This window comes from Streptomyces sp. NPDC056222, from assembly GCF_042264065.1.
GTDB lineage: Bacteria > Actinomycetota > Actinomycetes > Streptomycetales > Streptomycetaceae > Streptomyces.
Map to the genome: position 1 here is coordinate 1 of NZ_JBHJTL010000021.1, position 26,802 is coordinate 26,802.

The window sequence follows — 26,802 nt, forward strand, 5'->3', positions numbered from 1 at the left end:
GGCGTGTGCCGGTCGGGGCCTTCGGTGTGCGCGGCGTCCACGTGCGCGAGCACCCGCCCGCGGGGCAGGAAACACACCAGGCCCGGCAGATGGTGTTGAATTTCCTCTGGGGCCCTGGTGCCGTTCGGCACCGGGCCCCTCGACGCGTTCCCAAGAAGAGGTGCAGATGACAGCGGACGACTCGCTCGGTGGCCGACTGGACGACGACGACTACCCCGCCTACACGATGGGCAGGGCCGCCGAGCTGCTCGGCACCACCCCCGGCTTCCTGCGTGCCATCGGCGAGGCCCGCCTGATCACCCCGCTCCGCTCGGAGGGCGGACACCGCCGCTACTCCCGCTACCAGCTGCGCATCGCCGCCCGCGCGCGGGAACTCGTCGACCAGGGCATGCAGGTCGAGGCCGCCTGCCGCATCGTCATCCTCGAGGACCAGCTCGAAGAGGCCCAGCGCCTCAACGAGGAGTTCCGCCGCGCCGCGGGCACACCCCCCGACACGTCCGACTGAGCCGGCGCCCGACACGTCCTGAGCCGGCGCCCGGCCGCCGGAAGGCGGCGGCCCGCTGTGCCGGAATGCCCTCATGGCCGGCCTTGTCGCCTCCGCCTCGGTCCACGACTCCGCCGATGGCGCGTAACTGCTGACGGGCCGGCCGCCGCCTTCCGGGCGCGGCATCTGCAGGAAGTCGCAGGGTTCCATTGCAGCACCGCGGGGCCGGCGGCGCACTTCGAGTTCCACGCACGCCGACGCCCTGGCTCCCCCGTCGTCGAGACGACCGCGCCGTCGACATGCACCAGGCGAGGCATGGCGTCAGATTGGAGGCATCCGACCCGTCGCAAGCAAGCCTGCCCGGCGGGTCGGCCGGACGGCAGGAGGAACTGTCATGACCACACATGTGAGCGATCCCGGCCGGGGAGAGACCACGCGCGGCAGCGGCTGGCTGCTGTTCGCCGCCGTGATCATGATCTTCGGCGGCATCATGACGCTGCTCGCCGGCGTCTCGGCCATCGCGGAGGACGAGGTCTTCCTCACCACCCGCAACTACGTCTACGAGTTCGATCTCACCGGATGGGGCTGGATCCATCTCATCCTGGGCATCGTGATCACGCTGGCCGGCATCGCCCTGTTCTCCGGCGCAACCTGGGCCAGGGTCGTGGGCATCGTGCTCGCGGGCCTCAGCATGATCGCCAACTTCATCTGGCTTCCCTACCAGCCGTGGTGGGCACTGTTGATCATCGCGCTGGACGCCGTCGTCATCTGGGCGCTGTGCGTCGCCCCCCGGCCGCTGAGGGACTGACGTCCAGGCCGCCATGGCACGCGGGACGAGCACCGTGACGCTGCCGGACGTGGTTCTCGTCGTCGGTGTCTCCGGGTCGGGCAAGTCGACGGTCGGACGGCTCCTCGCGGACCGACTCGGCCGGCCGTATCGGGACGCGGACGAGTTCCACTCCGAGGCCAACCGCGCCAAGATGGCCGCCGGTCACGCTCTCACGGACAGCGACCGGGCGCCGTGGCTCGAAGCCATCGGCGCGTGGATGGACCGTGAGATCGCGGCCGGTCGTCCGGCCGTCGTGACCTGCTCCGCTCTCAAGCGCGACTACCGGGACAGGCTGCTGGCGGGGCGCCCCGGAGTCCGTCTCGTCTACCTGCACGGATCGCGTGATCTCCTTCGCTCCCGACTGGCCGCCCGGCACGGTCACTTCTTTCCGGCGGACCTCTTGGACAGCCAGCTCGCGGACCTGCAGGAGCCGGGGCCCGACGAACACCCGCTGGTGGTGGAGATCGACCGGACTCCGGAGGCGATCGTCACGGCGGTGCTCTCGCTCTTGCGCCGGGAATCCGCCTCCGGGGCTCTGCCGGCCGGATCCGTCACGGAACATGCCGCCGTCCATGAGGAGCCTTCGATGACCCCCAGTCCCACGGGCACACAGTGGCGGTTGACCCGTGACGGACAGAGCGCCGTGGTCGCCCAGTTGGGCGGAGCGCTGCGCGACTACGTCGTGAACGGCCGAGCGCTGCTCGACGGGTTCTCCGCCGAGTCCGCCGTCACGGGCGGGCGGGGGCAGCTGCTCGCCCCCTGGCCGAACCGCGTGGGTGGCGGACGCTACCGCTTCGGCGGCCGGGAGCACCAACTACCCCTGACCGAACCGGAGAACAACAACGCGATCCATGGGCTGGTCCGCTGGACGCCGTGGACGCTGCTCGCCCGCACCGACGACGCGGTCAGAGTCGGCACGACGCTCTGCCCTCAGCCCGGATATCCCTTCCTCCTGGAAGTCTGCGCCGAATACCGGTTGGGGCCCGAAGGGCTCGAGACCGCGATCTTCGCCACCAACTCCGGCACGGGGCCTGCTCCCTACGGAGTGGGCCAGCACCCCTATCTGACGGTCGGCACCGACCTCGTCGACAGCGCGCTGCTGACCGTTCCCGCCCGGTACCGGCTCCGCACCGACGGCCACGGACTGCCGATCGGCCAGGAGCCCGTCGACGGCACCGCGTACGACTTCCGCACCGAGCGCCCCATCGGCGGCCTGCGGCTGGACACCGCCTTCACCGGACTCGACCGCTCCCCCGGCGGCCGGGCCGTGGTGCGCCTGGCGCATCCGTCCGGGCTGCGGGGCGTCGATCTGTGGCTCGGCGACGGCACCCGGTGCGTACAGGTCTACACGGGCGACACACTGGCCGAACCGGAACGGCGGCGCCGCGGTGTCGCCGTCGAGGCCATGTCCTGTCCGCCGGACGCGTTTCGCACCGGCACGGATCTCACGGTCCTGGAGCCGGGCGCGACACACGTGCTCCGGTGGGGTCTCAGCCCGTGGGGGTCGCCGTGACCCCGACCCCGCGGCCTCCGCTCGTACCCGGCATGAGCGCGCAGGACTTCCGCGTGCTCTACGAGCGACTGCGGCGCGGGGCGTCCCGGTCGGCCCCGGACGGTCGGCCCGGCGCCCTGCGCCATGCGACGCCCGAGCGTGTGGTGGCAGCCGCCGCGGAAGTCCGCCTCGGACGTACGGTGTCGCTGGCCGCTCCGATCGAGACCGTACCGGGCCCCGACGACCCCGAGCCGGCCCGGCACCGGATGACCGGACCGGCCCCGGGCGAACTGGGCGCGGACGGGCTGCACTTCGCCACCGATCGCTTCGCCATGAACGTGCACGGGGACGCGGACAGCCATCTCGACGCCCTGTGTCACGTGGTGCTCGACGGGGAGTTGTACGGAGGGGTGCCGGCGAGCAGTGTGACGGCCGAGGGGGCCCGTGCGCTCTCCGTGGGCCTGGCGGCCGACGGCATCGTCGGTCGGGGCGTGCTGCTGGACATCCCCCGGCTGCGTGGCGTGCGCTGGCTGGAACCGGGCGACAGTGTGACCTCGGACGATCTGACGGCTGCCGAGGCCGCGCAGGGGGTACGCGTCGGGCCGGGGGACCTGCTGTTCGTCCGAGTGGGGCATCGCCTCCGCCGTACGGAACTCGGACCGTGGGACGCGGCGGCGGCTCGGGCCGGCCTCCACCCGACCGCCGTGGCGTTCCTGGCCGAGCGGAAGGTGGCGGCCCTGGGCGGGGACGGCAACAACGACACCGCGCCCAGCGCCGTGGAGGACCTCGCCTTCCCGGTGCATGTCCTCGCCATCCACGCCCTCGGCATCCATCTGATGGACTACCTGCAGTTCGAGGACCTGGTTCGGGTTTGCGTGCCGGTGGGACGCTGGAGCTTCCTGTGTGTGGTGGCTCCCCTACGGCTGCCCGGGGCCACGGGCTCGCCGGTGAACCCGATCGCGGTGCTGTGAGCCCGGTGCAGACAGTGCCCTCGGGTCGCCGTCTGTCAGGAGGGCGGCTACGTTCGTCGGGGTGGGGAAACGCAGGGTCTCCGCCGTCCGGGTGGGGACGCAGGGTCTGCGTGGCGCGGAGCGACAGGTCCTGACGCCAGGCAGGGCCATGAGCTCAAGGACGGTGGTCGCCGTGGGCGACGCTCCCCACTACGACGTCATCATTGTCGGTACGGGCGCCGGCGGCGGCACCCTCGCCCATCGACTCGCCCCGTCCGGCAAACGGGTCCTCCTCGTCGAACGCGGCGGCTACCTGCCGCGCGAGCGCGACAACTGGGACTCGACCGCCGTCTTCGTCAAGGGCAAGTACCGAGCCCCGGAATTCTGGCTGGACAAGAACGGCGACGAATTCCCGCCCGAGGTCAATTACTACGTCGGCGGAAACACGAAGTTCTACGGCGCCGCCCTGTTCCGGCTGCGGCCCCAGGACTTCGGCGAGCTCGCCCATCACGGCGGCCTCTCTCCCGCCTGGCCGATCCGGTACGAGGATCTGGAGCCGTACTACACGCAGGCCGAGCACCTCTACCTCGTGCACGGACGGCACGGCGAGGATCCCGGCGAGGGTCCGGTGAGCGCGCAGTACGCCCATCCGCCCGTGGAGCACGAGCCGCGTATCCAGCAACTGAGCGACGACCTGGAGAAACGCGGGCTGCACCCCTTCCACCTGCCGATCGGTGTCAATCTCAGCCAGGAGGACGGTGGCCGGGCCACCCACTCGAGTGTCTGCATCCGATGCAACCGGGTGGACGGGTTTCCGTGTCTGGTGCGCGGCAAGTCCGACGCCGAGGTGATCTGTGTCGAGCCGGCCCTGCGGCACCCCGACGTCGAGATGGTCACGGACACGCATGTGGTCCGCCTGGAGACCGATGCGAACGGACGCCGGGTCAGTGCGGTCGTCGGACGGCTCCCCGACGGCTCGGAGGTCCGGTTCACGGCGGATGTGGTGGTCGTCTCCTGTGGGGCGGTCAACTCCGCGGCGCTGCTGCTGGCCTCGGCGAACGAGCACCATCCCCACGGTCTCGCGAACGGCTCCGACGTGGTCGGGCGCTTCTACATGCGACACAACAACCTGGCGCTGATGGCCGTGTCGAAGGAACCCAACGACACCCAGTTCCAGAAGACTCTGGCCCTGCACGACTGGTATCTCGGTGCGGACGACTGGGATTTCCCGCTGGGCGGCATCCAGATGCTGGGCAAGTCGGATGCCGAGCAGATCCACGGCGAGGCCCCGCGGTGGGCCGGCGCGGTCGCACCGGACATGCCGTTCGAGGTGCTGGCGCATCATGCCGTCGACTTCTGGTTGTGCGGTGAGGACCTGCCGCTGGCCGACAACCGGGTCACCCTCGACGGCGACGGCCGCATCCACCTGGCTCTCGACGAGAAGAACAACGTCGAAGGCCTGAAGCGGCTGCGGCACAAGCTCCAGGGCATGCTCGGCCACCTGGGCATGCACAAGGACCACCTGCTGTCCCGCAGCATCTATCTGCACAAGGGCATGCCGATCGGTGCGACCGCGCACCAGGCGGGCACCGTGCGCTTCGGCACCGACCCCGCCACCTCCGCGCTGGACGTCAACTGCAAGGCCCACGAGCTCGACAACCTCTACGTCGTCGACACGAGCTTCTTCCCCAGCATCGGCGCGGTCAATCCGTCCTTGACGGCGATCGCCAATGCCCTGCGGGTCGGTGACCACCTTCTGGAGCGGCTGGGCTGAGGCCGGCGCCCGCTGGACCGATCGGACGAAGATGTTCGGCCCAACGGCTCAACGGCCGTTCTCCCTGCATGCCGACCACCTCGGCCGGTGATTGCGTGACCTCCGTGCCCGCCCCGGCAACAGCCCGGGTGGGACGCAGCCACGCAGCGAGGAGGCAGGGCGTCATGGGTTCGACCATGGAGGAAGCACCGCAGGGTGTGATCCCCGCACGTCTGCTGCAGGGCCAGAAGGCGCTGGTCACCGGCGCCAATTCGGGCATCGGCAAGGCCACGGCCATCGGCTTGGGCCGCGCGGGCGCAGACGTGGTGGTCAACTACGTCGCGGACCCCGAGTCCGCGGAGAAGGTCGTCGAGGAGATCGCCTCGTTCGGGGTGCGCGCGGTGGCCATCGAGGCGGACGTGTCCAAGGAGGACCAGGTCACGGCGATGATGGACCGGATGGTCGAGGAGTTCGGGACCATCGACGTCCTGGTCGCCAACGCGGGACTGCAACGGGACGCCCGGTTCACCGACATGACCCTCGCCCAGTGGCAGAAGGTCATCGACGTCAATCTCACCGGTCAGTTCCTGTGCGCCCGGGAGGCGGTCAAGGAGTTCCGGCGCCGTGGCGTGGTTCCCGAGGTGTCCCGCGCCGCCGGGAAGATCGTCTGCATGAGTTCGGTGCACCAGATCATCCCCTGGGCGGGCCACGTCAACTACGCGTCCTCCAAGGGCGGTGTGCAGATGATGATGCAGACCCTGGCCCAGGAGCTCGCACCGGAGAAGATCCGGGTGAACGCGGTCGCCCCGGGGGCGATCAAGACGCCGATCAACCGCGACGCCTGGGAGACGCCCGAGGCCCGGGAGGACCTCCTGAAGCTCATCCCGTACGACCGGATCGGTGACCCCGAGGACATCGCCAACGCCGTCGTCGCACTCGCCTCCGACCTCATGGACTACGTGGTCGGGACCACCCTGTACGTCGACGGTGGGATGACCCTCTTCCCGGGTTTCGCCACCGGCGGCTGATCCCTCCCGGACCGTCACGAACAGCGAAGGCGTGCATGTCCACCTCGTTCCATCTGCTGGCAGATGCCCCGGCCCAACTCCTGCCGGCACGCGAACTCATGGCCTTCACCCTGGCGTCCCACATCATCCTGGTCCCCTTGGGCGTCGCCTTTCCCTTCATCACGTTGGTCATGCACTACCGCGGGCTGCGCCGCAAGGACGAGACGGCCCTGCTCCTTGCGCGGCGCTGGTCGGCGGTCATGGCGGTGCAGTTCGCGCTCGGCATCGTCACCGGCACGGTGCTCTCCTTCGAGTTCGGCCTGCTCTGGCCGGGGCTGATGGGCAGGTGGGGTGATGTCTTCGGCATCGGATTCGGCGTCGAGGCCTGGGCGTTCTTCCTGGAGGCCGTCCTCATCGCCATCTATCTGTACGGGTGGCGGCGGCTGAAGCCCCGTACGCACTTCCTGCTCGGGCTGCCCCTCCCGGCCGCCGCGCTCCTCGGCGCGTTCGGCATTCTGGCCGCCAACTCCTGGATGAACACACCACAGGGCTTCTCCCTGGACTCCGAGGGCAACCCGGTCGACGTGAACGTCTGGAAGGCGATCTTCACCCCGATGTTCGGGCCGCAGTACTGGCACTTCGTCGTGGCGATGATCATCACCGCGGGGTTCGTGGTGTCGGGCGTCTACGCCGTGGGGTGGCTGCGCGGCCGACGGGACCACTACCACCGGCTGGGTTTCGCCGTTCCGTTCACCATCGCCGCGGTGGCCACTCCGGTGCAGTTCGTCCTGGGCGACTCCATCGCCCGGTCGGTGTTCCACAAACAGCCGGTGAAGTTCGCCGCGTTGGAGATCGTCTGGGAGACCGACACCCGGGTGCCGGAGTACCTCTTCGGACGTCTGCAGGAGGACGGGAGCGTCAAGGGCGGCATCAAGATCCCCCTGCTCGACTCCATCCTGGCCGGATTCAGTCCGGACACCAAGGTGGTGGGACTGACCTCCGTTCCGGCGGACCAGCGCCCCACGGCCACTCAGGCGACCATCGCCCACTGGGCCTTCGACCTCATGGTCGTGATCGGCTCCGTACTGGTGCTGCTCGCCCTCTGGTACGGGCTGGTCTGGCTGCGGCACCGCCGGCTTCCCGCCTCGAAGTGGTTCTACCGCTCGGCGGCCTGCGCGGGCGTCGCCTCCGTCGTGGCCGTCGAGTGCGGCTGGATCGCCACCGAGGTGGGACGCCAGCCCTGGATCGTCTACCAGAACATGCGGGTCGCCGAGGCGGTGACCTCGACCCGCTCCACCACCCTGTGGATCATGCTCGCCGTGGTGATGGTGGTGTACGTGTTCCTCTTCGGCTCATTCCTCGTCATTCTGCTCAGGATGCGTACGCGCTGGCGGCTCGCCGACGAGCAACGGGCCGCGGGAGGTGCGGTCCACGCGCCGGAGGCGGACACCCCCTACGGACCGAGGGAGCCCCTCCCCGCGGGCGACGCCCCCGCCGGCGGCGGAGCGGCCCGTGCCGAGGACGGCCGCCCATGACCGCCGACCTCATCGCCGTGGTGTTGCTCCTCGCCGTGGCCGCGTACGCCTGCGGGGGCGGCACGGACTACGGGGCCGGCTTCTGGGATCTGACCGCCGGGGGCACGGAACGCGGCAGGCGGCCCCGATGGCTCATCGACCATGCCATGGCCCCCGTCTGGGAGGTCAACAACGTCTGGCTGATCTTCGTCCTCGTCATCATGTGGACCGGCTTCCCCGTCCTGTTCCAGACCGTGTTCTCCGCGATGTGGCTCCCGCTGGCGCTGGCCGCCATGGGCCTCGTCCTGCGCGGCGCCGGCTTCGCGTTCCGCAAGCCCACCCAGCGGCTCGCCGGCCGGCGGCTGTACGGTGCCCTGTTCGCCGTGGCCTCGGTCGTCACGCCGTTCTTCCTCGGGGCCGCCGTAGGCGGGGTCGCGTCGGGGCGGGCGGCACGCGGCACCGAGGCTTCGGCGGACGCCTGGGCCAACCCCACCTCCGTGATGTTCGGGCTGGTCGCCATCGCGACCACGGCGCTCCTGGGCGCGGTGTTCCTCACCGGGGACGCCCGTCGGTTCGATGCCCCCGATCTGGTCGGCTACTTCCGGCTGCGGGCGCTGAGTGCTCTCGCCGTGCTCACCGTCCTGGCCGTGATCACCGGGTTCGTCACCCATGAGGACTCCCCGCACGTGTGGCGGGGACTCACGCACGGCCTGGGGCTGCTCTTCGTCGTACTGGCCGGGGTGGCCGCACTCGCGACGGCCTGGCTGCTCCTACGGACGCCGAGCGCGTGGCTGCGCGTCGCGGCGGTGGCGGTCGTCGCCTGCGCCGTCATCGCCTGGGGCATGGCCCAGCGCCCCTACCTGATCCCCACGTCACTGACGGTGGCCGACGCGGCGGGCGCACCCGCCACGCTGACCTGGCTGGCGATCGTCACCCTGGTGGCCCTGGTGGTGGTCATGCCTGCCGTCGCCCTCCTCTACTGGCTGGACACCCACGGCGAGCTGGAAGAGCTCACCGAGGCCGAACTGCGCAGTGGAAGCGGCGCGGACGGTGAGGGTGCTCCACCCGGCGGCTGACCGCCCGGACCCCGCTCGACATCCCCTCGCGCCCGGACGCCGACGAAGGAAGCCGCTGTGACCGACGACGAGATCCTCCTCGGACTCGCCCTGACGCTGGTGCTCGCCACCGGCTCGCAGATCCTGGCGAGCAAGCTGCGCCTCCCTGCGCTGATCATCCTGCTTCCGGTCGGGTTCGCCGCCGGCGCGATCACTGATGTCATCCATCCGGACAGGTTGATGGGGCCGGCCTTCTCCGCCCTGGTATCGCTGTCCGTCGCGGTGATCCTTTACGACGCGGGTCTGGGGCTCGACCTGCGCAAGCTCAAGGGCCACACCCGGGGCATCGTGGGACGACTCCTGGTGTACGGCGTGCTGCTGACGTTTCTGATCACCGCTTCGGTGTCACCCGCGATGTTCGACATGCCCCTCAGGGTGGCATCGATGCTCGGCGTGATCCTCGTCGTCTCGGGCCCCACCGTCGTGGGTCCGCTGCTCGACTTCGTGCGGCCGACCGACAAGGTGCGGCGCATCCTGATCTGGGAGGGGACGCTGACCGACCCGATCGGCGGCATCCTCGGCGCACTCACCTTCCACGCCATCGCCACGACGCACCAGGTAGACATCGGCCGGGGATACCAAATCGGCCAGTTCGCCATCAGCCTCGCCGTCGGTCTGGTCGGCGGGGCCGTGGGAACAGCACTCCTCTGGTTCACACTGCGCACCCTGAGACTCGGCGAGACCCTGGGGACACTGTCGCAACTGGCCACGGTGATCGCCGTGTCGGCGGGCTGCGACATCGTGCGGGACGACACGGGGCTCATCGCCGCGATCGTCGTGGGACTGGCCGTCGCCAACATCCGCGGCTTCGACATGCCCTCTCGGCGCCCCTTCCTCGAGACCCTCGTGCAGCTGATCATCGGTCTGCTCTTCATCTCCATCTCCTCCACCGTCACCCCGGCATCCCTGGTACCGGTCCTTCTTCCCTCGCTCGCCCTCATCGCGATCCTCGTCCTGGTGGTGCGGCCGCTCGTGGCCTACCTCTCGACGACGCACTCGGGTCTCACACGAGGCGAGCGGGCCTTCATCGGATGGATGGACCCGCGCGGCATCGTCGCGGCGGCCACGGCGTCGGCCTTCTCCGCCAGCCTGGTCGACCGGGGGATCAGCGGGGCCGGGAGGATCCTTCCCGTCACCTTTCTGGTGATCGTGGGAACCGTCCTGCTCTACTCGCTGACGGCGGCACCGGTCGCCCGACGGCTGGGCGTCGTCAGACAGGCGGGCACGCGCATTCTCCTGGTGGGCGGGGAGCCGTGGGTGGTCGACCTGGGACGGGCCCTGCGGTCCGCGGGACTGGACGTGCTGATGTGGGCGGGACTCGACGAGCAGCGCGAACGCATCAAGGAGACGGGGATCGACCTGGCCACAGGCGATTTGCTGGCCACGGCCATCAACCCCGGGGCCCGGCTGGAAGGAGTGACGGCCGTGTTCCTGGCCACCGACGACGACGACTTCAACGCGCTCGCCTCGGTCGTGATGCAGGACAACGTCGAAGGGCCTGTCTACCGAGTCGGCCCACCGCACGACAGCCACGGAGTGGTCGCTCCCTACACCGGCGGCGACATCCTCTTCGGCCGTTCCCTCGTCCGTCACGTCCTGACGGAGCGCTACGAGCGGGGCGCCCGGTTCCTGGTGCAGCCCGCCTCCGCCCCGGTGCCGCCGGAGCACGACACTCTCTTCGTGGTGCGGGCCGACCACCGACTGGAACCTGTCACCGAGCGGCAGCGGACCGTCCCGCAGGAGGGCGACACCGTCGTCCTCCTCGGTTCCGTCCCGACAGCCGCCGGACAGTGAACGTCGCGCACGGGCTCCGTGCGACTACTTCCCGCCCCTACGCGTTTCCTCGAGCATTTTGTCCAGGGTGATCGCCGCGTCGATCAGGGCAAGATGGGTGAAGGCCTGGGGAAAGTTGCCCAGCTGGCGCCCCGTCAGGCCGATCTCCTCGGAGAACAGCCCCAGGTGGTTGGCGTAGGTGAGCATCTTCTCCAGCACCAGTCTGGCCATGTCGGTGCGTCCGGCCCGTGCCAGGGCGTCGACATACATGAACGTACAGAGAGAGAACGTTCCCTCGGAGCCGCGCAGTCCGTCGGGTGACGCCTCGGGGTTGTAGCGGTAGACCAGGCTGTCGCTGACCAGCTCACGTTCCATCGCGTCCAACGTCGACTTCCACATCGGATCGTCCGGCGTGATGAACCCGACCGTCGGCATGCGCAGCAACGACGAGTCGAGCACGTCGTCGCCGTAATGCTGCACGAAGGCCTGCTTGTTCGGGTCCCATCCCCGGCTGAGCACCTGCGCGTAGATCTCGTCACGCGCGTCGACCCAGCGGCCGCCGGCAGCGGGTCGGCCGTCGTCGGTGGCGATCCGCAGGGCGCGGTCGAAGGCCACCCAGGACATCACGCGGCCGTACGTGAAGTCCTTCCGGCCGCCACGTGTCTCCCACAGTCCTTCTCCGGCGGCGTCCCAGTGGTCGACCAGCCAGTCGAGGAGCGTGTGCAGCGCTTTCCAGCCCCCGGTGTCGAGATGCATGCCGTGCTGGTGCGCGAAGTAGATGCTGTCGAGCGCCTCACCGTAGATGTCCAGTTGGAGCTGGCTCGCCGCCCCGTTGCCGATGCGGACCGGGGAGGATCCGCAGTACCCCTCCCAATGCTCCAGGGTCTCCTCGACCAGGTCGGAGGAGCCGTCGACGCGATACATGATGTTCAGTGGCCCGGTGCCGTCTCCTTCGCCGGCCTTCTCCTTGACGCGGTCGTGCAGCCAGCTGATGAACGCCCGCGCCTCGCCCCTGAAGCCCAGGCCCAGCAAGGCGTACACCGAGAACGAGGCGTCACGGATCCAGGTGAACCGGTAGTCCCAGTTACGCTCGCCGCCCAACTGCTCGGGCAGACCCGTCGTGGGGGCTGCCACCAGGGCGCCGCTCGGGGCGTAGGTCATGAGCTTCAGCGCCACCGCCGAGCGTTCCACCGCTTCCCGCCAGCGGCCCGAGTAGGTGGACTGGCCCAGCCACGAGCGCCAGAAACGGACCGTCTCGTCGAAGAGCTGCTCGAACTCCGTCAGGCGGACCTCGTGCGGCGGCCCGCCGGGGAACGACTCCATGATCATGCCGCGCTGCTGCCCCGCCTGCAGGGTCAGACGGAAACGGAGGTCCTTGTCTCCCGAGAGGGCGGTCAGCAGCCGGTCGTCCTGCGGCTCTCGGACGGCGTGGACGGCGAGGTCCATCACCTCCGAAGTGAACAGGGCCCCGTGCTCCGTGATGTGCATCTCGTGCGGCTTGCGGCCGTAGTCGAAGCGCGGAGCGATCTCCCCTTCGAAGGTCATGCTGCCCCGGACACAGCGCAGCATGCGGACCAGACGGTGCCGGTCCGTCGCCGTCGTTCCGGTCACCGGCATGAAGTCGACCACCTCGCCCGCCCCGGCCTCGGTCATGAAGCGCGTCACGAGAACGGCGGTGTCAGGGTGGTACAGCTGCTTGGTGGTGTAGGTGCCCGCGGCCGGCCTGACGGTGAAGTGGCCACCGTTCCGCCGGTCGAGCAGGGCCCCGAAGACACTGGGCGAATCGAAGCGGGGACAGCAGAACCAGTCGATCGTCGCATCGGTGGTCACGAGGGCCGCGGTCTGCAGATCACCGATGAGGCCGTGGTTCTCGATCAGGGGGTAGTCGTCCATCGTGAGCCCCTTTCGGCCCCGGAAGACGACGATCGGGCACCGTCCCGCAGAGCCCGAGGTGATCCAGGCGCCATTCGGCCAGCTTAGGCCGACGGTGTCGTCCCGTCCTGGCGAGCACGTCGCATCGGGCGTCGACAGGAGCTCTGCCGCTGCGCGGCTCCGAGAACCGCTCTACCGTGAGGTGACAGAGCTCCCGCTGAGGGAGCCCGCGGTCTCGTGTGCCTCGATGAACAACGGAACCCTCCGGGTGAAGGGGGCGTGACGTGGGCATCCTGACGTCCTGGGCGGCCAGATTCAGGCTGCGGCAATACATCAAGGCAAGCCTGTGGATCGTGCCGTTGCTCGGTCTCGTCCTCGGCGTCCTCCTCGCTGAGCTCGCCCTCACCGCCGACAGCACGGACTGGCCGCCGAGCGGGTGGCACTACTCCGCGACGACGGCGAGCGGCGTTCTCTCCGCCATCGTGGGGGCGATGGTGGCACTGCTCGGATTCGTCGTCACCATCGGCGTACTCGTCGTACAGCAGGCGACGGGAACCCTCTCCCCCCGCTACATGCGCCTGTGGTACCGGGACCGGCTGCAGAAAGCGGTACTGGCGACCTTCACCGGGACGTTCGCGTTCGCGTTCTCCTTGCTGCGCAGCGTCGAAACCGACTCCGTCCCCGACCTCGGGGTCACCCTGGCCGGCGTGGCGGTGGCCGTCAGTCTCGTGCTCCTGCTCGTCTACCTCAACCGGTTCACCCACAGTCTCAGACCGGTGGCCATCGCCGAACTGGTCACCCGCATGGGAGAGGCCGTCTTCGCCGGCGGAACCGTGGCGATCCGGAACGCGGCGCCACGCGGCGAAGGAGCCGGGCCGTTCGACGGCCCGGTAATGCGCCTGCGTACCGAACGCGGTGGAGCCATCCAGGCGTTCAACGCGGCCGGGCTGATCGCGGAGGCGGCGCGCCACGACTGCGTCTTCGTCGTGACCCGGCTGATCGGGGACTTCGTACCGCCCGGGACCGTCCTGGTCGAGGTCCACGGGGGCAGGTCGCATCCGGACCCGGAGCGGGTGACCTCGCTCGTCGCCCTCGGGGCCGAGCGCACCATCGAACAGGATCCTGCCTTCGCCCTGAGGGTCCTCGTCGACATCGCCATCAGGGCCCTCTCCCCCGCGGTGAACGACCCTACGACCGCGGTACAGGTGCTCAACTACATCGAGTCGTACCTGCACAGAGTCGGCAGCGTGAATCTCCCCGGTCGTTACGTCCTGGCCGACAGCGACGGGCACGCCCGGCTCGTGCTACCGGGGCGGAACTGGGAGAACTACCTTCAGCTCGCCGTCTGCGAGATCCGCGACTACGGAGAGTCGTCCGTGCAGATCTGCCGACGGCTCCGAGCGTTGCTCAACGGCTTGCTCGACGCCCTGCCGCCTTCTCAGCACGCCGCTGTGCGGGCGGAGATCAGCCTGTTGCAGGAGTCGATCGATCGGGAGTTCACCGACCCGGCCCGCCGGGCCATCGCGCAACAGCCCGACCACCAGGGCATCGGCGGGCTGCACCCCTCGTAGAGGAGCTCAGACGTACGGCGCGGGCCGCCCCGGCCGTCGATCAGGGGAGGCCGGTGTGCGGTGGCGGCCTGCGCGAGTCGGGAGAGGGGCAGCCGCCGCCCTCGCAGGGACCGCCCACGCCGCACCTGCCTCGGTTCGGCCCACGCCAGGGACCGGTGCGCCGGATCCGGCCATAATTGCACGACCATGGGCAAAAAGCTGACCTCAGCGCTCCTCGCGCAGAACACGGGACAGACCGAGCGCCGCCGTCCGTACCGCCGGGGCCAGTTGGGCGGGGCGGAAGCGCGAGCGCGGCACCGCCACGGTCAGGGCGGCCACCGCGACGCCTCCGGCGAAGACGAGCGGCGATGCAGCTCACACGCGGTGCGGCCTCCTGCTCCTCATAAGCGAGGCCCGAGACCTGGATCTTCTCCAGGGCCATACGCAGGCGGGCCGGGTCGGTGATCGAGTGCGGCGTGAGGCTGGGCAGTGGCCGGGACAGGACCTCCTCGGTCAGCTCCGCGCCGGAGAACGCCGGCAGGGCCTTGCCCACCCCGGTGAACAGACGTTGCCCCATCGAAGCGGTGCTGACTAGATCGACAGGTATCGCCATCCACCCGGGGACGCCGACGCGCACCGCACGTGACTCGCCCCCCACCGCCCAGGCCGGGGCGGAGGCGTTGGAGTTCTACCCGTACGAGCCGCCCGACGCCCCGTACCGGGGGCTCGCCCTCCACGGAGGCGTGGCACTGGGTGGCACTGGGCCATGTCCCGGGTCTTCGGTGACCGGTACGCGGAGGAACGCCCCGAACCGACCTTCGCTCCGGGTGAGTACGACGAACTCCGACCGGTGCGGGCCTGGTTTAATGATCTCCGTTTGAAATGAACATCGCCAACAGCGGCGGTCCGGCCTGGCGTTGAGTGCAGTGTCACGACCCCCCGCGCCACGCCCACTGTGCGTCAGTCAACGGCACGGCCGTACCCAACGATCCGATGATCGGTAAGACATGCCCTGGCCGAGTCACGGCGTGCCGCTCCCCGACAGGGGTGCGCGGGCGGTCCGTTGCGTGGGGAAGGGGCCAAGGGCCGAGCACAGCAGGGGAGCCCACACGGACGTACCGCTGAATCCGCCGCCACCGGCCGGAGCCGTGGTCATCACGACGCGGTCGGGGCGCAGGAGGACCGCGTCCGCCCGGCCCGCACGCAGCCAGGCTGCGAGGGTTCCGTCGTCGACGACGACCGTTTCGCCGGGGTCGGCGTCGACGACGCCCGAGGCGTACAGGTGAATGATCCGTGCGCCGAGAGCCTGGGCGACGGCCCGGACGACAGGCGCGGGCGGCACGGCCGACAGGACCGCGAAGGAGTCGCCGAGCACGTCGTCGAGGCGGGCGCGCTCGCCGTCCGTCGTCACCCACGGCTGGGGCACCAGCGTGCCCGCCAGACGGCGGCCGGACAGGCGCCCGTGCTGCACCAGGGCGCCACGGACCAGGGCCGGGCCGAGGCCGTTGACGGAGAGGTACGAGGCGAGGCCGGGGATACGGCAGACCGCCCCGAGCGCGGTACGGCGTACGGCGGCGGCCTTGTCCTGACCGCCGGTCATCGCCCAGCCCATGGCGACCGCGAGGCGGATCATGTGCCGGACGTGGGGCTTGCGCTCACTCTCGTAGGAGTCGAGCAGGCGCTCGTGCGCGCCCTGCTCCAGCACGCGGGCAAGCTTCCAGGAGATGTTGTAGGCATCGCGCAGCCCCGAGCACAGGCCCTGCCCGACGAACGGCGGGGTCAGGTGCGCGGCGTCCCCGAGGAGGAACACGCGGCCCCGGCGCCAGCGGTCGGCGATGCGCGCCTTGAAGGTGTACCGCGTCTGCCGTACGACCTCGAAGCCGGCGCCGTCGTGCGGGACGTCAACCCAGGGCGCCACCAGTTCGCGCAGGCGCCCGGGATCCGGCTGCTCGCCGTCTCGCAGCCGGAACTCCCAGCGGTAGCGGTCCTCGCCGACGCGCATGAAAGTCCCCGGTCGGGCGGGGTCGCAGACCTGGTCGACTCCTTCCCAGGTCCGTACCGGCAGGCTGGTACGGACGTCGAGGACCGTCCACGCCTCCTCGAAGTTCAGGTCCTCCCACCCGGCGCCGATCTCGTCACGGGTGAGACTGTTGGCACCGTCGCAGCCCAGGACGGCGTCCGCCCACATGTGCTCCACCGTGTCCGTGGCCTCGTCGCGCAGCGTGACCCGCACCCGGCCCGGTGCACCGTCCGGTGCGTCCTGCGCGTCCTGCTCGACGGCGATCACCTCTGCCCCGCCCCGCAGTTCGCACTCCGGATGGCGAGCCAGGGCGTCCCGCAGCAGCCGTTCGAGTTCGGGCTGGTCGTACAGGGTGGTCTGCGGGAAGCCGTGGTGGCCGTGCGGATCGTCCCGCCGGAACTCGGCCATCACCCGGTGCCCGGCGTCCAGCAGCCTGAGGCCGTTGGCGGGCCGTGCGATGGCGGTGAACTCCTCGTGAATGCCCACGGCCTGGAGGATCCGGCGGACCTCGTCGTCCATGGCCACGGCGCGCGGCAGCGGGTACACGTCCCGGTGCCGCTCCAGCAGGATGCTGCGCACCCCTCGGCGGGCGAGCAGGATCGCGGCGGTGACACCGACGGGACCCGCCCCGACGATGACCACCGACGCCGCCCGGGCTTCGCCGCCCGGAACGTCCTGGGTCGATTTCATGCGCGGCTCACTCCGTGTGCTGGTCGGCGTGGGTGACGGCGGTGCGCTGTTCGCCGAGGTCGATCCGCCCGTCCGGCGTGGCGATGGTCGCCGTCACGACATCGCCCTCGTGGAGGTAGTGCGGGTTCTTGGCCTGGCTCCTGAAGAACGCCTTCCACTTCACGGCGGGCGGGAGGAGCGCGCCGATCTTCTCGACCGGCTTGGGCGGGGCCTTCAGAGCGGTGCCGCCGGGGGTGCCGGTCAGCAGCAGGTCGCCCGCGTCGAGGGTCTGGAAGCGGGCCAGCAGGGTCAGCGCCTCCGCCGGCCGGACGATCATGTCGGCGAGGGTGCGGTCCTGGCGCAGGTCACCGTTGACGGACAGCTTCAGCCGCAGGTTCAGCAGGTGGGCGAAGTCGTCCGGCTCCAGCAGGGCGAGGTGGGGCCCGGTGGGTGTGAAGGTCGGGTACGACTTGCTCTCGTAGAACTGCGTCTTGGTCAGCTGGACGTCGCGGGCGCTGACGTCGTTGGTGATGACGAGCCCGGCGACGTACGTCGGCAGGTCCTTCTCCGTGACGACGGCGCCCAGGGGCAGCGACGCGCCCAGGACCAGGCCGAGCTCGACCTCGTAGTCGAGGAACTTCACGTGCGACGGGCGGACGATGGGCTCGGCCGGGCCGCTGACCGAGCCTGACGCCTTACGGAAGAAGGCCGGCGGGATGTCACCGGTGAAGCCCGAATCGCGGGCGTGACTACGGTAGTTGACCATCTGTGCGACCACCCGGCAGGGCGTGGTGACCGGGGACAGCACCACCAGTTCGGCGACGGGCGTGCCCTGCTCGCCGGAGACGGCGGCCTCGCGCACGGCCTCGCGGTCGGCGAGCAGTTCTGCGGTGGTCCCGGCCTTGGTCTCGACGCGGACGGCGCGGCCTTGGGGCAGGGCCGCCCACCAGCCGTCGGGGGTGCGCAGGACGTTGATGCTCATGTCAGTGCCTTTGTGAGTTGCGGAAGTCGAATGTCTTGAGAGGTCAGGAGTTGGCGGCCTTCAGCAGGCCCAGCAGACGTGCGGGGTCGATCTCGTTGTCACCGCGCATGGCTTCGACGACCTCGCGGAGTCTCTTGGGCGAAGGGCTTGCACCGAGGAAGTCGCGGGTGGCCGGCGGCCCCCACTGGGCGAGGCCACTTGTCGACATCGGCGCCCAACCGGGTTCGACGTCGCAGGAGAAGAGGTCGCCGTCGGCGAAGTGCTCCAGCATGAATCGATCGGGGTCGCGCCAGTAGTCGAAGAGCTGACTGCCCTGGATGTGCCGGCCGATGCCCCAGCTCCGCTTGTAGCCGCGCTCCCCCAGGTACTCCCCTCCGGCGGCGATCGCATCGAGGTCGGTGACCTGGTAGGCGGAGTGCACATAGCCGGTGCCCGGCCCCAGGTGCATGGCCAGGGTGTGGTGGTCCACGGCCAGGCCGCCCTGGTCGCAGCGGATGAACGCCATGGTGGGGCCACGGTCGCGCTGCCCGTCCAGGAACAGGAAGTCGGACACGATCATCCCGAGCGTGTCCAGGTACCAGTGCAGGGCCTGGGTGAACACCCGGGTCTCCAGGACCACGTGGCCCAGGCGCTGAATACGGGACGGCTCGCGCGGCGGGCGCTGGGTGACGTTCGTACGACGGGGCTCGGTGCCGAAGTTGAGCAGGACGGGCTCCTGCTCGGGCAGCGCCGGCAGCCGTTCTCCGCAGTGCACCACGCGCACCGGGAAGCCGGAGGGGTCGAGCAGGTCGACCGCCTTCCCTCCTCCGGGGACGTTCGCGTCCCGTACGACGGAGCCCGTGACCCGGGCCAGCCGGTCCAGGTCGGCCCGCTCGGCCGCACGGAACGCCGGGCCGATGAACCGGGACGCACGCCCCCGGCGGATCACCATGCAGGGCGAGCCGGCAAAGGTGCCGCGCAGCCACAGTTCCCGCTCGTTACGGGCGGCGATCCCGAAGCCGAAGTCACGAGCGAACACCTCGGCCCGGTGCAGGTCGGGCTTCTCGAACTCCAGCCAGGCCAGGTCGGCCGCCTTGATCACCGGGTTGCGGGAGCGGCCGGGGTGTTCACCCCGGAGGGCGCCCCGCTCGCTGTGCAGGTCCTGGTGGGCCGTCTTTGCATCGGTCGTGTTGATGCGGGGGTCAGGCATGGTGCCCTCCGTCGTCGACGGGGTCGGATGGTCCCTGCTGTTTGATGAAATCATCATCTCTGAGTACATCCTCGTCAACGGCTCGAGGGAGATTTCTGAGGAATCCATCAGAACTGTGGATCGTGGTTACACTTGGCCCATGCCGATGTCAGCCCCACCCACCAACCGGTTCGAACGGCGCCGCGCGACGACCCGGCAGGCACTCGTTCGAGCGGCCCGGCAGATCCTGGCCGAGTCCGGCGACACCAGCGTGAGCATCCAGGTGATCGCGGACCGGGCGGACGTGGGCTTCGGCTCCTTCTACAACCACTTCGACTCGAAGGCCGCCCTCTTCGACGAGGCGGTGATCGACGCCCTCGAGGAGTACGGCCGGGCGATCGACGAGTTCCTCGACGGCGTCGACGACCCCGCCGAGCGGATCGCGTTCGGCGTGCGACTCAGCGCCCGCATGGCCGGGACGCACCCGGAGATCATGCGGATCCTGCGCCACCGGGGACTCGGACACATCCACTCCGACCGCGGTCTGTCCCCTCGCGCCCTGAACGACCTCAAGACCGGCTCGGCCTCGGGCCGCTTCACCTTCGCCGACCCCGAGATCGCCCTTTCGGCGCTCGGCGGGAGCGTGCTCGCCCTGCTCGAACTTCGACTCGGCCGACCCGACGGCGACAGCGACGAAGCCGCCGGCGCCATGGCGGAGATGATGCTGCGCATGCTGGGCGTCCCCCCGGGGGAGGCCCGGGAGATCACCAGCCGCCCGCTTCCCTCAGCCGGCTGACGCCCGGTCGGCGACTGCAGACGCCGGACCGGACCGAAGCGATGGAAGACCTCCGCGTCCGACGTGCTGAAGTGCACCGGATGGAAACGGCCGACGGCCGGCGCTCACTCCTGGAAGAGAACGATCAGGTAGGCCACGACGAGGGCGGCCGAGAGAATCACGGGTGCCGGCGGGGGAAGTGCGATGCGACGGAGCCCACTCCCCTTCCGCTGAGGCAGGAGAGAGCGGGGCCGGGGACGTCGGAGAGTCAGGCCGTGTCCGGGCCTGGCAGCCGACCGCCGACCGCGTCCGGGGACGGCTGGGGAATCGCCGTCACCGCCGCCGCCCGGCAAGGCGCTCCAGGGTGTCCAGTACGGGCTGTGCCCCGTCCTCCTGGGCCAGTTGTTCGGCGAGGAGACGGGAGCGGAAGCGCAGGCCGGGGTCGCGGGTCGCGGTGGTGATCGCGGCCGCGAGGCGCTCTGCCGTCAGGCGCTGGTAGCGCAGTGGGGGCGGAGCGACGCCGAGGCGGGTGAGCCGGGCGGCCCAGAAGTGCTGGTCGAGCTGCACCGGCACCGGCACGGCCGGAACTCCGGCGCGCAGACCGGCCGCGGTCGTACCGGCGCCGGCGTGGTGGACGACGGCGGCGGTTCTCGGGAACAGCCAGACGTGCGGGACCTCCTGGACGGTGAGCAGGTCGTCGCCCTCGGCGTGCAGCCCGCTCCAGCCCGCCTGGACGATCCCGCGCACCTTCGCTCGGCGCAGGGCCTCGACGAGCAGGGCGCTCAGCCGCTCGGCCTCGGCGGTGACGAAGCTGCCGAAGCCGACGAAGACCGGCGGCGGGCCGGAGTCGAGGAAGTCCACCAGCCGGGGGTCGGGGCGCCAGCCGGGCGTCGTTGCGGGCCACCAGTAGCCGCAGACCCGGTGGCCCTCGGGCCAGTCGGCAGGCCGCGGGACGATCCGGGGGCTGAAACCGTGCAGGACCGTCCGATCGCGCGGCAGGGCCGGCGGGCCGCCCCACCGCCGGGGCGGCAGTCCGAGCTCGCGCCGGAGTTCACCGACGGCGGGGGCGAAGATCCGGTCGGTCGCGACCCACAGTGCGTGCGTGGCCAGCCGGTTGCCGTACGGTCCGAACGACCGGCGCCCCGTCATCATCGGCGGAAAATCCGCGGTGGGCTGGAGCGGCTGCAGGTGGAGACCGACGCTCGGCAGACGCAGCGCCTCGGCGAGCACCGAGCACATGGGTTCCGTGACCGTGGAGCTCAGAAGTACGTCGGCTCCCTGGCGTACGGCGTCCGCGACACCGGCGCTCAGCCGGGGCATGAACGCCGCTGCCATGCGCGCGATCCGCGCCATCTCCACCGGCGCGCCGACCGCTCTGGCCAGGCCCTGCCCGCTCGCCGACGCCAACTCCTCCCGGGGGTCGACCGGCAGCGGCCGGAAGCCGAGTCCGTGAGCCGTCACCACCCGCTCGAAACGCTCGTGGGTCGCGAGCACGACGTCATGGCCCGCCGAGCGCAGTCGCACGCCCAGTCCCGTGTAGGGGGCGACGTCGCCCCAGCTTCCCGCCGTCACGATCAACACGCGCACCGGGGCAGCTTGCCAGACCCAAGGGACTTTGTCGGGGACGCACTGTCACACGTCCTGAATACGCCGGAAGGGCTGCTCCGCCTCCAGGGCGAACGCGACCTCCAGCAGCGTCCGTTCACCGCCGGGGCGACCGGAGAACATGACGCCGATGGGCAGTCCTTCCTCCGTGGCGCTCGTGGCGGGCAGCGAGATCGACGGTGTGCCGACGACATTGTTGACCGGCGTGAACGCGACGTACGCGAGGATCCGTTCGATGAGCGTCGCGTACGGAACGGTCGGGCTGAGGTGGCCGATGGGCGGCGTGGTGTGGGCGAGCACGGGAGACAGGATGAGATCGAGACCCCGGAAGGCCGCCGCGTACGCCCGCACCGTCCGCTTCAGCCTCCGCAGCACGGCCGGAGTGCGCTGCCAGTTCTCGAGGTACGCCTCGCGCAGGCCCCGGCTGAGGCCGTCCATGCGGCGCCGGTCGAAGTCCGTGCCGAGGGTCCGGCCCGTGACGCCGAGGAGGAACGACAGCATCCCCCAGTAGGTGAGGAAGTCTTCGGTGAAGCGGGGATCGAGGGCCAGCTCGACCGGCTCCACGGTGTGGCCGAGCCGTTCGAGCGTGGCCACGGTCTCCGTGACGGCCGTCCGGGTGGCGGTGTCGGCCTGGACACCGTTCGGCGAGTCGAGCAGGAACCCGATCCGCAGACGCCGGCCCGAGGGGCCTTCGACCAGGCCCAGGGGAGGCAGCTTCGGATTGCGCCAGTGGGTCTCGGCGGCGGCGAGGAACGCGGCGGTGTCCCGCACCGAGCGGCTCACGACACCGTCGGAGACGAGGTCCAGCGGCAGTTGACGGCTCTGGGCGTTCGCCACGACCCGGCCACGGGTCGGCTTGAGACCGACGAGTCCGCAGCAGGCGGCGGGGATCCGGATCGACCCGCCGCCGTCGTTGGCGTGCGCGATCGGGACCGCCCCGGCCGCCACGAGCGCGGCGCTGCCGCCGGACGAACCGCCTGCCGAGTAGCCCGTGTTCCAAGGGTTGCGAACGGGCTCGGCGCCCTCGTACTCCGTGGTCGGGCTGAACCCGAACTCGGGCAGCCGGGTCTTGCCCAGCACCGTGACGCCGCTGCTCAGGAACTGCCGGGCGAACGGCGCGTGCTGTCGGGCGGCCCGCGGAGTGAAGGCCGCGCTGCCGTGGCCGGTGGGCAGCCCCTGGTGGTCGGTGTTGTCCTTGACGAAGGTCGGCACCCCGGCGAACACACCGCCCGCGCCACCCGCACCGCCTGCGCCGGCCGCGTGCGCCGGGGAGTCCACATGCGCCTGGACCGCGTTGAGCCGCGCCTCCACCGCCCGCACCCGCTCCGCGGCGTCCCGCGCGACCTCGGCGGCGCCGACCTCGCCCCGCCGAATCGCCGAGGCGAGACCGACGGCGTCGTGCTCCCCCAGGGCGTCGTCCCGGAAGGCGTGCACCGTCGTTCGTTCGTCGAAAGTCGTCACCGCTACCTCAGCCCCGGCCGTGTGATGGGTCGTCCCCCATCATTCCTTACTGTCAAGTAACACGCGAGGGGTTCGCGACTCCGCCACGACGCGGCATCGAAACCCGCCGCCCTGCACGAGATATGACAAGCAATCAAACATGACAGGTGCATGACGGATGGGGGTGAGAGGGCATACCTTCGGAGGGCCCCGGGAGGTTCGGCAACCGACCACCCCGGTCGACCAGTCACCAGCGCCGCTCTTCCCGCACTCTCGGTTCCGCGTGGTTCCGAGCCCCCACGAGTGAAGGAGCAGCAATGCCGCTCTACACATGGCTGAAGGCGGGAACCACCGCCGCAGCGGTCGTTCTGGCCACGGCGACGGCGGCGAGCGCCGCGGCCGCGCCCACGTCGATGCCGTCGACGGCAAGCGCTTCGGCGGTGGTGACACTTCGTTACGACGACAGCCGGGCCGGCGGCTGGGAGGCGGCGATCACCGCCGGAGTCGCTTCCTGGAACGCGAACGTGACCAACGTGAAGCTGGTCGAGGCCGCGCCCGGCGCGCGCGCCGAGATCGTCATCGTGGCCACGACCGGTTGGCCCCAGGCCACCCTCGGCCCCGTCCGCCCGGGCAGGCAGGTCCGCGTCGAACTCGGAAGCCAGGCGGTGACCCAGGGATACGACAAGACCCGTATAGCCGCCCATGAACTCGGCCACAGCCTGGGCCTGCCCGACACCAAGCCCGGCCCGTGCTCGCAGCTGATGTCGGGTTCGAGCCCCGGCACGAGCTGCGTGAACGCGGTCCCGAACGCGACCGAGCGAGCCCGGGTGGAGTCCGCGTACGCCAACGGCGCCGCCGCCCTCCTCCCTCTCGACGGCCGGATCCTGGTGGACGCCCCGTAGCCGAGGCCGCGAACGGCAGGGTGCCCGACCGTGCTTCACGGTCGGGCACCGTGCCGCCAGTCGGCCTTCTGCGTCGGGCAGCGTGCCGCCGAACGGTCTTGCCCCTGCGTCGGAAGCGGTCATCGATACGACGGAAGCGGTCGCCGAACACCGCGCGCGAAGCCGGCGCTCTCCACGGTGTCACCACAGGACGGGTGCACGGTGTCCACTCGCCAGTGGCCGGGACATGCCAAGCTCGGCCTGAACCACCCACCGTGATCCGTCTGTCGGGCACCACGTCGGGGCCTGCCGATCGCCGGAACGAGGCGCCGTGCCCGCCGAGCGAGAGGACACCCCCCACACATGTCCGCTCACCACAGGCAGCGCCCTTGGCGGCGCCCCGTCCTGAGCATCGTCGCGATCGCCGCGATCGCCGCCTCCACAGCGGCCTACGCATCCGGCGCCCAGCCCCCGCCTGCCGGCGCCGGCACGCCCACTCCGGCGGCCGCGCCGCTGGACGACACGTACTACGAAGGAGCGCTCGGCAAGACCGGTGCCGAGCTGAAGAACGCCCTCCACACGATCATCGGCGAGCAGACCAAACTCTCGTACGACGAGGTCTGGGACGCGCTGAAGACCACCGACGAGGACCCGGCGAACCCGGAGAACGTCGTCCTGCTCTACTCAGGGCGCTCGCAGGCCAAGGACACCAACGGCGGCGACGCGAACGACTGGAACCGCGAGCACGTCTGGGCCAAGTCGCACGGCGACTTCGGCACCGCCACCGGCCCGGGCACCGACATCCACCACCTGCGCCCCGAGGACGTCACCGTCAACTCGACCAGGGGAAACCTCGACTTCGACAACGGGGGCGACCCGGTCGACGAGGCTCCCGGCAGCCTCTCGGACGGTGACTCGTTCGAGCCGCGGGACGAGGTCAAGGGCGATGTGGCCCGCATGATCCTCTACATGGCCGTCCGCTACGACGGCGGCGACGGCTTCCCCGACCTCGAGCCCAACGACCAGGTCGACAACGGCTCCGCGCCCGCGATGGGCCGCCTGTCGGTCCTCAAGCAATGGAACGACCAGGATCCGCCGGACGCGTTCGAGAAGTCCCGCAACGACAAGATCTTCGGCATCCAGAAGAACCGGAACCCCTTCGTCGACCACCCCGAATGGGTGGCCGACATCTGGAGGTGACGGAGGCTCCCGCGCGCATGGGAGCCTGACCGCCCGCGGGCTCAGGCTCCCATGCCGAGGACGGCGAGGTTCAGCGCACGCATGTCCGGAACGGAAGGCAGGTCGTGCGGCTCCTCGCCGCGCCCCTCGTACATGGCACGGACGGGACGCAGGCCGCCGACGCCGCCGGTGGCCCAGGGGGCGTCGAGCGGAGGCAGGGACAGGGTCATGCGACGGCCGTCGGGGAGGCTGGTCTCGAAGGTGGTGTCTTCACTCGACTGCATGGGCGGCTCTCTTCCGTGAGTGGTGCATGCGTCGGCGATGATCGCCCTCGCCCCGTATGACGCTCGACGACGGCCGCAGGTTCCCAAGACCCGCCGGCTCACGGCGAGGTGCGCCGGCGGGCGTAGAGCCTGCCGAGGGGCTCGGCGCTCACGCCGTGCAGCACGATGCTGACCATGACGGTGATCACCATCACCCGGGAGATGAAGTCACCGCCACCGGCGGCGGGCAGCTGGATCGCGGCGAGGAGACCGAAGACCACCGAGGTCACACCTCTGGGCCCCATCCATCCCAGGAAGAGCCTGTCGGTCAGGGACAGATCCGTACCGATCAGCGCGAGCATCACGGGCACCATCCGCACAAGGGTGACGGCGAGGAGACCGTAGAGGATGACGGAGAGATGGAAGCCGTCCCAGAACTGGTCGTTGACGATCTGGCCGAAGAGGAACCACAGGGCGAGCGTCAGCAAGGTGACCAGATCGTCGGTCATCGCCACGGCGTCCTTCGGCAGATTCCTCATCGCGGGTGCCATGCAGACCCCGGCCACGAAGGAGGCGACGAAACCGTTGCCGTCCAGGGACGAGGAGAGGGTGTACGCGGCGATGGGCACGCTCAGCACCGCGAGCCTCGTCGCGGCGGGCTGCGTCCAGCCCCTCGCCCAGGACCGGCGCAGCACCCATCCGGCCAGGTAGCCGACGAGGGATCCGGCCCCGATGGCCCAGCCCGCCGATCCGATGGCGTCGACGACGGCCTCGGCGTAGTCGTCGCTCGCCGTGTGGGACTCGACGGCGGCGGCGACGCAGAGCAGGAACACCGGCGAGATGATCCCGTCGTTCAGGCCGCCCTCCACGTTGAGCACCTCCCGCAGGCGGGCCGGGATGCGCTTGTCCCGCACCACGGCCGCGGTGGGCGCCAGATCGAGGGGAACGACGACGGTGGCGAGCGCCGCCAGAACCCATCCGGGCTGGTGGGGGAAGAAGGCGAGCGCGGTCAGGAAGGCGGCGCCCAGGGTGAGCGGCAGCGCGACGCCCAGGAGTCGGGCGACGACGCTCCTCTCCCGGCGGATGACTCCCTCGGGAACCTCGGTCGCGTCGACGAAGAGGAGCAGGGCGAGGACGACCTCCACCGCGTGCTCGAAGCCCGCCATGTCGCCGAAGTCGAAGACGAGCGGCGGGTCCGAGCCGCTGGTGAGGGCGATGCCCGCCACCATCATGGCGATCGGCGCGGTGATGCTCCATCGCGCGAGCCGGTGCGACAGGACGCACCAGGTGAACAGAATGCCCGCGATGACGGTGACGGCGATCAACAGCATCCGCGCTTTCGAAGGGGCCCTCGGACAGACGCAGCGTAGGGCGGGAAGCCCCTCCGACCCGTGCGAGCACGCCGACGAGGACCCGTCCCACCCCCGACCGGCGGCCGACGGCACCCCCGACCCTCCGCGACGCCCCGCCGCGCCACCGCG

At 70.4% G+C, this 26,802-nt stretch carries 21 protein-coding genes and 1 pseudogene; 13 read left to right on the forward strand and 9 right to left on the reverse strand.

Annotation, left to right across the window (positions count from 1 at the left end):
- Positions 1-166 precede the first annotated feature (166 nt).
- The 9 genes from ACFC0D_RS12890 to ACFC0D_RS12930 all read left to right on the forward strand — a co-directional run bounded on the left by ACFC0D_RS12890 (position 167) and on the right by ACFC0D_RS12930 (position 10,938).
- Entirely contained in the window at positions 167-505 is a 339-nt protein-coding gene (locus ACFC0D_RS12890; RefSeq protein WP_376434134.1) for a MerR family transcriptional regulator, read from the forward strand.
- A gap of 373 nt (positions 506-878) precedes the next feature.
- The gene (locus tag ACFC0D_RS12895) at positions 879-1,292 is read left to right on the forward strand and encodes a hypothetical protein (protein ID WP_376434136.1); all 414 of its coding nucleotides are present in this window, start codon (positions 879-881) and stop codon (positions 1,290-1,292) included.
- 34 nt (positions 1,293-1,326) lie between these two features.
- Positions 1,327-2,826, forward strand: a complete 1,500-nt coding sequence (locus tag ACFC0D_RS12900; RefSeq protein ID WP_376434138.1) for a gluconokinase, GntK/IdnK-type — start codon at positions 1,327-1,329, stop codon at positions 2,824-2,826.
- Between the two features lie 32 nt (positions 2,827-2,858).
- Complete coding sequence (locus ACFC0D_RS12905) at positions 2,859-3,776, forward strand: cyclase family protein (protein ID WP_376434140.1); 918 nt, start codon at positions 2,859-2,861, stop codon at positions 3,774-3,776.
- 148 nt (positions 3,777-3,924) lie between these two features.
- Positions 3,925-5,529, forward strand: a complete 1,605-nt coding sequence (locus ACFC0D_RS12910; RefSeq protein WP_376434270.1) for a GMC oxidoreductase — start codon at positions 3,925-3,927, stop codon at positions 5,527-5,529.
- Between the two features lie 164 nt (positions 5,530-5,693).
- A complete protein-coding gene (locus ACFC0D_RS12915; protein ID WP_376434142.1) occupies positions 5,694-6,536 on the forward strand; it encodes an SDR family oxidoreductase in 843 nt (280 codons plus the stop codon).
- 35 nt (positions 6,537-6,571) lie between these two features.
- Complete coding sequence (locus ACFC0D_RS12920; protein ID WP_376434144.1) at positions 6,572-8,050, forward strand: cytochrome ubiquinol oxidase subunit I; 1,479 nt, start codon at positions 6,572-6,574, stop codon at positions 8,048-8,050.
- Entirely contained in the window at positions 8,047-9,105 is a 1,059-nt protein-coding gene (locus ACFC0D_RS12925; protein WP_376434146.1) for a cytochrome d ubiquinol oxidase subunit II, read from the forward strand. The genes ACFC0D_RS12920 and ACFC0D_RS12925 overlap by 4 nt, the downstream gene beginning before the upstream one ends.
- Before the next feature lie 57 nt (positions 9,106-9,162).
- The gene (locus ACFC0D_RS12930; RefSeq protein ID WP_376434148.1) at positions 9,163-10,938 is read left to right on the forward strand and encodes a cation:proton antiporter; all 1,776 of its coding nucleotides are present in this window, start codon (positions 9,163-9,165) and stop codon (positions 10,936-10,938) included.
- A 24-nt stretch (positions 10,939-10,962) separates the two neighbouring features.
- Here ACFC0D_RS12930 and ACFC0D_RS12935 read toward each other — a convergent pair whose 3' ends face one another.
- A complete protein-coding gene (locus ACFC0D_RS12935) occupies positions 10,963-12,810 on the reverse strand; it encodes a glycoside hydrolase family 15 protein (protein ID WP_376434150.1) in 1,848 nt (615 codons plus the stop codon).
- A gap of 263 nt (positions 12,811-13,073) precedes the next feature.
- Between ACFC0D_RS12935 and ACFC0D_RS12940 the strand changes: the two genes are divergently transcribed.
- Positions 13,074-14,360 (forward strand): DUF2254 domain-containing protein, encoded by a 1,287-nt coding sequence (locus ACFC0D_RS12940; RefSeq protein ID WP_376434152.1) that lies wholly within the window; start codon positions 13,074-13,076, stop codon positions 14,358-14,360.
- A gap of 204 nt (positions 14,361-14,564) precedes the next feature.
- On the opposite strand, the pseudogene ACFC0D_RS12945 reads toward ACFC0D_RS12940, so the two are convergent.
- The 4 genes and pseudogenes from ACFC0D_RS12945 to ACFC0D_RS12960 form a co-directional block, all read right to left on the reverse strand.
- A pseudogene (locus tag ACFC0D_RS12945) lies at positions 14,565-14,898 on the reverse strand (IclR family transcriptional regulator C-terminal domain-containing protein); the annotation flags it as partial.
- Positions 14,899-15,360: 462 nt separating this feature from the next.
- Positions 15,361-17,049: a bifunctional 3-(3-hydroxy-phenyl)propionate/3-hydroxycinnamic acid hydroxylase gene (locus tag ACFC0D_RS12950; protein ID WP_376434154.1), complete on the reverse strand. Its 1,689-nt coding sequence runs from the start codon at positions 17,047-17,049 to the stop codon at positions 15,361-15,363.
- 7 nt (positions 17,050-17,056) lie between these two features.
- On the reverse strand, positions 17,057-18,010 hold the full coding sequence (locus ACFC0D_RS12955; protein WP_376434156.1) for a fumarylacetoacetate hydrolase family protein: 954 nt from the start codon (positions 18,008-18,010) through the stop codon (positions 17,057-17,059).
- Between the two features lie 43 nt (positions 18,011-18,053).
- Positions 18,054-19,199, reverse strand: a complete 1,146-nt coding sequence (locus ACFC0D_RS12960) for a VOC family protein (protein ID WP_376434158.1) — start codon at positions 19,197-19,199, stop codon at positions 18,054-18,056.
- 139 nt (positions 19,200-19,338) lie between these two features.
- On the opposite strand from ACFC0D_RS12960, the gene ACFC0D_RS12965 reads away from it, so the two are divergent.
- Positions 19,339-19,974, forward strand: a complete 636-nt coding sequence (locus ACFC0D_RS12965; protein ID WP_376434160.1) for a TetR/AcrR family transcriptional regulator — start codon at positions 19,339-19,341, stop codon at positions 19,972-19,974.
- A gap of 312 nt (positions 19,975-20,286) precedes the next feature.
- Here ACFC0D_RS12965 and ACFC0D_RS12970 read toward each other — a convergent pair whose 3' ends face one another.
- The gene (locus ACFC0D_RS12970; protein ID WP_376434162.1) at positions 20,287-21,540 is read right to left on the reverse strand and encodes a glycosyltransferase; all 1,254 of its coding nucleotides are present in this window, start codon (positions 21,538-21,540) and stop codon (positions 20,287-20,289) included.
- Positions 21,541-21,585: 45 nt separating this feature from the next.
- Positions 21,586-23,019 carry an amidase gene (locus ACFC0D_RS12975; protein ID WP_376434164.1) on the reverse strand — a complete coding sequence of 478 codons (1,434 nt, stop codon included), beginning with the start codon at positions 23,017-23,019 and terminating at the stop codon, positions 21,586-21,588.
- A gap of 296 nt (positions 23,020-23,315) precedes the next feature.
- Between ACFC0D_RS12975 and ACFC0D_RS12980 the strand changes: the two genes are divergently transcribed.
- Both ACFC0D_RS12980 and ACFC0D_RS12985 read left to right on the forward strand, forming a co-directional pair.
- Positions 23,316-23,900 carry a snapalysin family zinc-dependent metalloprotease gene (locus ACFC0D_RS12980; RefSeq protein ID WP_376434166.1) on the forward strand — a complete coding sequence of 195 codons (585 nt, stop codon included), beginning with the start codon at positions 23,316-23,318 and terminating at the stop codon, positions 23,898-23,900.
- A 342-nt stretch (positions 23,901-24,242) separates the two neighbouring features.
- Positions 24,243-25,079, forward strand: coding sequence for an endonuclease I family protein (locus ACFC0D_RS12985; RefSeq protein ID WP_376434168.1), 837 nt, complete (start codon positions 24,243-24,245; stop codon positions 25,077-25,079).
- A gap of 41 nt (positions 25,080-25,120) precedes the next feature.
- On the opposite strand, the gene ACFC0D_RS12990 is transcribed toward ACFC0D_RS12985, so the two are convergent.
- Both ACFC0D_RS12990 and ACFC0D_RS12995 read right to left on the reverse strand, forming a co-directional pair.
- Positions 25,121-25,342, reverse strand: coding sequence for a hypothetical protein (locus ACFC0D_RS12990; protein WP_376434170.1), 222 nt, complete (start codon positions 25,340-25,342; stop codon positions 25,121-25,123).
- Between the two features lie 98 nt (positions 25,343-25,440).
- The gene (locus ACFC0D_RS12995) at positions 25,441-26,652 is read right to left on the reverse strand and encodes a cation:proton antiporter (protein WP_376434172.1); all 1,212 of its coding nucleotides are present in this window, start codon (positions 26,650-26,652) and stop codon (positions 25,441-25,443) included.
- Positions 26,653-26,802 lie beyond the last annotated feature (150 nt).